Genomic DNA, 6,411 nt, shown 5'->3' with positions numbered 1-6,411 from the left:
GTTGTTGAATTAGCGCTCATAAATTATACCTTTGTTGCATGACTTTTCCAGAAGTAAACTTACGTGCTTTTACCCAAAATATATTCCTGGCTATGGGCTGCAGCGATGCGCATGCAAAGCTTGCTGCCGATGTACTGATACGTTCGGATATGCGGGGTATTGACTCGCACGGGGTGGCCCGTTTGAGTGGCTATGTGAGACTTTGGGAGAAGAAACGCATCAATGCCACACCTAACATCCGCATTGTACACGAAACACCTACTACCGCAACAGTTGATGGCGATGCAGGCTTAGGTTTGGTGGTTGCCCCTTTTGCGATGCAGATCGCTATAGAAAAGGCAGAAAAATATGGCTCGGGATGGGTTGCGGTGCGTAACTCAAATCATTTTGGCATATCAGGTTACCACGCTTTAATGGCGGTTGAACGTAACATGATTGGCTACGCCATGACTAATGCCAGCCCTTTGGTAGCTCCTACCTTTTCGAATGAACGTATGTTGGGTACCAACCCCATGTGTTACGCTTTCCCGGCAGGTAAATATCCACCAGTGGTGGTAGATATGGCAACATCGGCAGCAGCCAATGGTAAATTAGAGATAGCACAACGTGCCGGCAAACCCGTACCCGAGGGCTGGATACAAGATACTCACGGCGATTTTACTACCGACCCGCATGCTTTGAAAAAAGGCGGCTCGCTTTTACCTCTGGGCAGTGACCGTGAGCATGGCAGCCATAAAGGTTTTGGATTAAGTGCTACGGTCGATATTCTATCAGCGGTGCTATCGGGCGCTAATTACGGGCCATGGGTGCCGCCATTTGTTTCATTCCTCGAACCGCCTGCCGACCCGGTTGGTTTAGGCATAGGGCACTTTTTAGGCGCAATGCGCGTTGATGGTTTCAGACCCGTTGATGAGTTTAAAGCTAATATGGATATTTGGATACAGCGCTTTAAAGATGCCAACCGGATTGACCCTGACCAGCCCGTGATCATCCCCGGCGAGCCGGAACTGGAAGCGGAAGCAGACAGGGCGATAAACGGTATACCTTTGGTTGATGCCGTGGTTACCGACCTGGATGAACTGGCTAAACGTTTTGGAATAGCCCAATTAAGTTGATAATAAGATTAATACCCAATGAATAAATTATTTAAAACACTTGCTTTAACCTGTACTTTGCCCCTGTTATGTTTCACAGCAAAAAGCCAGACCGTATCTGTTGCCGATTTGATACGCCTCACCGTATTATCGCATAAGGAAGCCGCGCAATTTATCAGCACACAAAGGCACTTTAAAGTTTTGAAGCCGGTGGTAACTAACGGCATAACTATTAGCCAGTATAGCAAAGAGGGTGATTTTAACAGTGAATTGATCGTAAAAAATGAGTTCCAGGATAAAAAGGGTATCATGCGCCCATCGATAAACTACGATTTTAAACCGGCCATGTATGTGAATACCATTATCAGCCAGTTAAAGGCATTGGGCTTTACCCTGACTTCAAAACAGAGCGACGCGATGAAACAGGTTTGGATATATGATAATGGGCGGTACTTAGTAAGTATCCATGCCTTTGGCGAAGCCTTGTTGCCTGCGAATGTGGAAATACACGGGAAGTAAAGAACTATAAATAAAAAAATGGAAGACATGAACTTATCACATCTTCCATTTTACATCTTCCGTCTTACATTATTTAGTGTATTCCCCTGAACAACCTGCTCCAGCGTATTTTGCTGAGGAAGCTGCCGTTGTCATCCCAACTCATCCAAATGAAGAGGGCCTTGCCAACGATATGGTCTTCGGGAACAAAGCCCCAGAAACGTGAATCTTCGGAATCATGGCGGTTATCGCCCATCATCCAATAATAATTCATTTTAAAAGTATAGGTATCCGTTTTTTTGCCATTTATAAAAATGTCGGTACCTTTTATCTCTAACTTATTGCCTTCGTAAACTTCAATAGCTCGGCCATATAGGGGTAGTGTTAAACTATCCAGTTTAACTGTCCAACCCTTTTTAGGTATAATGATAGGGCCATAGTTATCCATGTTCCATTTATACTCCGGTGTTTTGTTGTTAAACGAATACAGCTTAGGGTATTTGGTCGGGAAGATCTGTCCGGTCATGCTTTCGCCTTTCGGGTGGATAAGAGGTATAACCGATTTAATATAAGAATAGCCCTTCAACGTAGTGGCCGACTCTTTCGTCATGGTTGGCGATGGATTGCCTTCGTAAAAGGTGATGTTCAGGTCTTCGTTCACTTTAGAGTTGATCTGCTCGGTAGAGTTATTGGTAACCGAGTAATCAATTTGCTCACCCGGAGGGTTCGGGGCGGCTTTACCATTAACAAATACCTGCGCGTCAACTACGCTCAGCGTATCGCCGGGGGCACCCTGGCAACGTTTAATATAGTTCTCGCGTTTATCAACCGGGCGGTACAATGGCGAATCGGCATCCATAGGGTAGTTAAACACCACTACATCACCTTTCTTCACCTCGCTTAGTCCCGGTAAACGGTAATATGGCAATTCCCATCCATCCCAGTATGCTTTGGTGTTTAACAAAGGCATGGTATGGTGCGCGAAGGGGAATGCAACAGGCGTCATCGGCGTGCGTGGCCCGTAATTTACTTTACTTACAAAAAGGAAATCGCCAACCAAAAGCGAGCGCTCCATTGATGGTGTAGGAATGGTGTAAGCCTCGATAAAGAAGGTACGGATAAGCGTAGCGGCAACAACGGCGAAGATGATGGCTTCTGTCCACTCCTGCCCTGATGATTTTTTAAGATGAGCTTTGTGTTTCTCTTTAAACTCGGCATCAACAACCCCAAGATATTTTACTTTCGGATCAAGCCCCCATTTGGGCATAAAATAAAATCCTAATAAGATACCTTTCATCCAATCAGAAAGTTTGAATTTTCCATATGACTTAAAAAAGTCTATGTATAAGCCTATCGCAAATAGGATATTAACACCGGGTATAAAAAACATCAACATCCACCATTTAGGCTTGCCACTTAACTCTATCATCACATAGACATTCACAATTGGAATAAGAGCCATCCAACCCGGTTTACCCGCTTTCTGAAACAAAAACCAACAACCGATGAATTGTCCACCGATCACGATGATAAAAACCAAAATAAATGCTATAACGTTCACTATCTTATTTTTTAATTATTTAATATCAAAACTAAACATATCCTTAGCTTCAAAAAAGCCCTTTTTGCCTTGTATCCACTCGGCAGCTAAAACTGCGCCTAAAGCAAAGCCTGTACGGTTATGCGCGGTGTGTTTAAACTCGATGGTATCCACTTCCGAATCATAAAGCACGGTATGCGTACCGGGTACACTGTCAATCCGTAACGACTCGATCAACAGTTGGTTATTTTTTGGCGCCACATCCGTAACCTCTTCACCTACGGTATTAACCCACTCGCTTTTACTGTCCAGGTTTTCTATTATCCCTTCGGCAATGGTCATGGCGGTACCGCTTGGGGCATCCAGTTTATGTACGTGGTGTATCTCTTCAACCTGTACATCGTAGTACGGGTATTGGTTCATCACTTTGGCCAGTATTTTGTTAACGTGGAAAAACACATTCACGCCAACACTAAAGTTAGATGCGTAGATGAGCGCATTGTTACGCTTATCGCACTCATCTTTTATTTGCTGCAATTGGCCATACCAACCTGTTGTACCAACAATGATGGGCACATTCGCTTCAAAGCATTTTTGAATATTGTTCAAAACGGTATCCGGGGTACTAAACTCTATAGCGGCGTCAGCTTTCTGCAGATTTTCTACGGTTAGCTTATCCAGGTTATCCTGGTCGATCTTTAATACGATCTCGTGGTGGCGGTCGGTAGCGATCTTTTCGATCATCTTACCCATTTTTCCGTATCCTAATAATGCGATCTTCATTTGAACAAAAATGTAATTTTTAAACCGGGCGTAAATGTAGTATTTAAATTTGAAGCGTAAACAGGTTGTTGCGGAGCAGCCATTAATTGCGGGGTGACTTTAAAACTCAGATCCTGATCCATGGTGTACGAATGGATAAATTTAGCTTCAACATAAGCATCAATAACGTTAATACCCCAAACTGCAACCAGACCAAATATGGTCAGATCGCGGTTACGCCTCAATTGATCTTTAAAATCGTATATGGTTTGGTCGGATATATTCGTTATGATAGTACCGTTATAAACCGGTAAAGGCTCAGCACCTTGCCGCCCGTGCGCACGCCATTCCGACTCTTTTAAAAAGTCGTTATAATCGCCGCCGTTAGATATTAAATTGTAGATAAGCGCGCCCAAACCGCTATATAAAAGGGGCAAGCGCCAGTATAGGCCATGCTTGTTATAAATTTGCCCCCAGCCCGGGAGTATCATTGAGCGAATACGCGCACCGCGTACACTGTGGTTACTATCAGGATGATAAACCTTCTCTTTTTTTACTTGCGACTTTGCCCTGAAAGGTTTCAAAACCACAGTATCGTTTTTTTGGGCGGGGCTGTTCTTTATATTCCGGCTTACTGTAGTATCGGGAGTTTGTGCCTTTGCGGCGATACAAACCAATAAAAATATAATTAAGAACAGGTACTTACGCATGCCTACCAATCCAACATTTCGAGAATACGGCCCAAATCGTCCTGCGATAAAAACGGAATTTCGATAGCACCTTTGCCACCATCGTTAATTTTTAGTTTTACCCGTGTACCAAATTTAGATGCCAGGTCGTCCTGTATCTTTTGCACCTGGAACGATAATGGTTCGGGCGCTTTACCTTCTTTCTTGGGTATGGCGCGTTGCAGGTCGCGGGCAAGTTGTTCGGTCTTTCTAACCGACAGTTCCTGCTGGATAACCATTTTATGTAAATGTAGCTGCGCAACCGGGTCGCTTATGGTGATGAGCGCTTTAGCATGGCCCATACTGATCTGCCCGTCGCGTATGGATGCCTGTATGCCCGGGGGCAATTTTAACAAGCGAAGGTAATTTGTAACTGTTGAACGGTTTTTGCTTACGCGATCGCCAAGCTCTTCCTGTTTCAGGTTACACTCTTCTATCATACGCTGAAAACTTAATGCTACCTCGATAGAATTAAGATCCTGGCGTTGTATATTCTCGATCAATGCCATTTCGAGCATTTGCTGATCGTTAGCTGTACGGATATAAGCAGGTATTTGTGTTAACCCGGCTAACTTTGACGCACGTAAGCGCCGCTCGCCGGATATTAACTGGTACGCGTTTGATGTTACCTTACGAACCGTAATAGGCTGTATTAAGCCTTGTAATTTGATGGAGTCTGAAAGTTCTTTTAATGCTTCCTGATCAAACTCAGTACGGGGCTGAAAAGGGTTAACCTCTATCTCGCTTATCCTGATCTCGTTCACCGAACCCAGATCATTAACCTGCGGGCTTGATGCAACACTCCTGTTATTACTATTGTTATTACCTGGCGCTACATTAACAGCATCATCATTTAAAAGTGCTCCGAGGCCCCTGCCTAAAGCGTTTCTTTTTTCTGCACTCATCTAATTATTCTACTGTTTCTGTAGTTAAGTTATTTTCTTCCTTTATCAGGCCGTTATTGCGAACGATCTCGCGGGCAAGGTTAAGGTAATTTATGGCTCCCTTGCAATTGGCATCGTGCATAATAACCGATAAACCAAAGCTTGGCGCTTCGCTTAAACGGGTATTTCGTTGTATAATTGTGTCAAACACCAGGTTTTCAAAGTGAGTTTTCACCTCTTCAACCACCTGGTTTGAAAGGCGCAGGCGCACATCATACATGGTTAACAATATACCCTCAATTTCCAGGTTGGTGTTTAATCTGTTCTGTACAATCTTAATTGTATTTAATAATTTACCCAAACCTTCTAACGCAAAATACTCGCATTGTACAGGGATAATTACCGAATCGGCTGCTGATAAGGCATTGATGGTAATTAAACCCAATGATGGCGAGCAATCGATAATGATAAAATCATAATCGTCGCGCACTTTGGCCAGTACCGCGCGCATTTTGTATTCGCGGTCGGTAAGGTTTATCATCTCTATTTCGGCACCTACCAGGTCAATATGCGCGGGCAACAAGTCAAGGTTAGGTGTATCGGTTTTTTGTATCGCATCCCTCGGGTCAATATCATTAATGATACACTCGTAAATGCTATTCTTAATGGTACGCGGATCAAACCCGATACCCGATGTGGAATTTGCCTGCGGATCAGCATCAACCAATAGTGTTTTAAACTCCAGCACGGCTAAGCTTGCTGCAAGGTTTATTGACGATGTGGTTTTACCAACACCGCCCTTTTGATTGGCTAAGGCAATAATTTTACTCATTGTATATCTTATAAATTTAAACCCGAAAAATGGCTGTATCTTTACAACGGAAAACAAATGTGGAAATTCTGTT

General features: G+C 43.7%; 7 protein-coding genes. 2 read left to right on the top strand and 5 right to left on the bottom strand.

Going from position 1 to position 6,411, the window contains the following annotated elements:
* The first annotated feature begins 38 nt into the window (after nt 1-38).
* A complete protein-coding gene (locus KXQ82_RS04150) occupies nt 39-1,115 on the top strand; it encodes an Ldh family oxidoreductase (RefSeq protein ID WP_219486868.1) in 1,077 nt (358 codons plus the stop codon).
* A gap of 18 nt (nt 1,116-1,133) precedes the next feature.
* A complete protein-coding gene (locus KXQ82_RS04145) occupies nt 1,134-1,613 on the top strand; it encodes a hypothetical protein (RefSeq protein WP_219486867.1) in 480 nt (159 codons plus the stop codon).
* Nucleotides 1,614-1,686: 73 nt separating this feature from the next.
* On the opposite strand, the gene lepB is transcribed toward KXQ82_RS04145, so the two are convergent.
* Genes lepB through KXQ82_RS04120 form a run of 5 tightly spaced genes read right to left on the bottom strand, consistent with a single transcriptional unit; the run spans nt 1,687 to nt 6,338 of the window.
* Nucleotides 1,687-3,153, bottom strand: coding sequence for a signal peptidase I (lepB, locus tag KXQ82_RS04140; protein ID WP_369412417.1), 1,467 nt, complete (start codon nt 3,151-3,153; stop codon nt 1,687-1,689).
* A 15-nt stretch (nt 3,154-3,168) separates the two neighbouring features.
* Complete coding sequence (dapB, locus tag KXQ82_RS04135; protein WP_219486866.1) at nt 3,169-3,915, bottom strand: 4-hydroxy-tetrahydrodipicolinate reductase; 747 nt, start codon at nt 3,913-3,915, stop codon at nt 3,169-3,171.
* Nucleotides 3,912-4,604, bottom strand: coding sequence for a DUF5683 domain-containing protein (locus tag KXQ82_RS04130; protein ID WP_219486865.1), 693 nt, complete (start codon nt 4,602-4,604; stop codon nt 3,912-3,914). The genes dapB and KXQ82_RS04130 overlap by 4 nt, the downstream gene beginning before the upstream one ends.
* 2 nt (nt 4,605-4,606) lie before the next feature.
* Entirely contained in the window at nt 4,607-5,527 is a 921-nt protein-coding gene (locus KXQ82_RS04125) for a ParB/RepB/Spo0J family partition protein (RefSeq protein ID WP_219486864.1), read from the bottom strand.
* Between the two features lie 4 nt (nt 5,528-5,531).
* A complete protein-coding gene (locus KXQ82_RS04120; protein ID WP_219486863.1) occupies nt 5,532-6,338 on the bottom strand; it encodes a ParA family protein in 807 nt (268 codons plus the stop codon).
* Between the last annotated feature and the right edge of the window lie 73 nt (nt 6,339-6,411).

Source organism: Mucilaginibacter rivuli, assembly GCF_019391655.1.
In the GTDB taxonomy this organism is placed as follows: domain Bacteria; phylum Bacteroidota; class Bacteroidia; order Sphingobacteriales; family Sphingobacteriaceae; genus Mucilaginibacter; species Mucilaginibacter rivuli.
The sequence above is the reverse complement of the archived record's forward strand: the minus strand, read 5'-3'. Positions and strand labels throughout refer to the sequence as shown.

Bases quoted from the DNA above. Each gene is read 5' to 3' on its own strand.
- KXQ82_RS04150 (WP_219486868.1), top strand. From the start codon at position 39: ATGACTTTTCCAGAAGTAAACTTACGTGCTTTTACCCAAAATATATTC.
- KXQ82_RS04145 (WP_219486867.1), top strand. From the start codon at position 1,134: ATGAATAAATTATTTAAAACACTTGCTTTAACCTGTACTTTGCCCCTG.
- dapB (WP_219486866.1), bottom strand. From the start codon at position 3,915: ATGAAGATCGCATTATTAGGATACGGAAAAATGGGTAAGATGATCGAA.
- KXQ82_RS04130 (WP_219486865.1), bottom strand. From the start codon at position 4,604: ATGCGTAAGTACCTGTTCTTAATTATATTTTTATTGGTTTGTATCGCC.
- KXQ82_RS04125 (WP_219486864.1), bottom strand. From the start codon at position 5,527: ATGAGTGCAGAAAAAAGAAACGCTTTAGGCAGGGGCCTCGGAGCACTT.
- KXQ82_RS04120 (WP_219486863.1), bottom strand. From the start codon at position 6,338: ATGAGTAAAATTATTGCCTTAGCCAATCAAAAGGGCGGTGTTGGTAAA.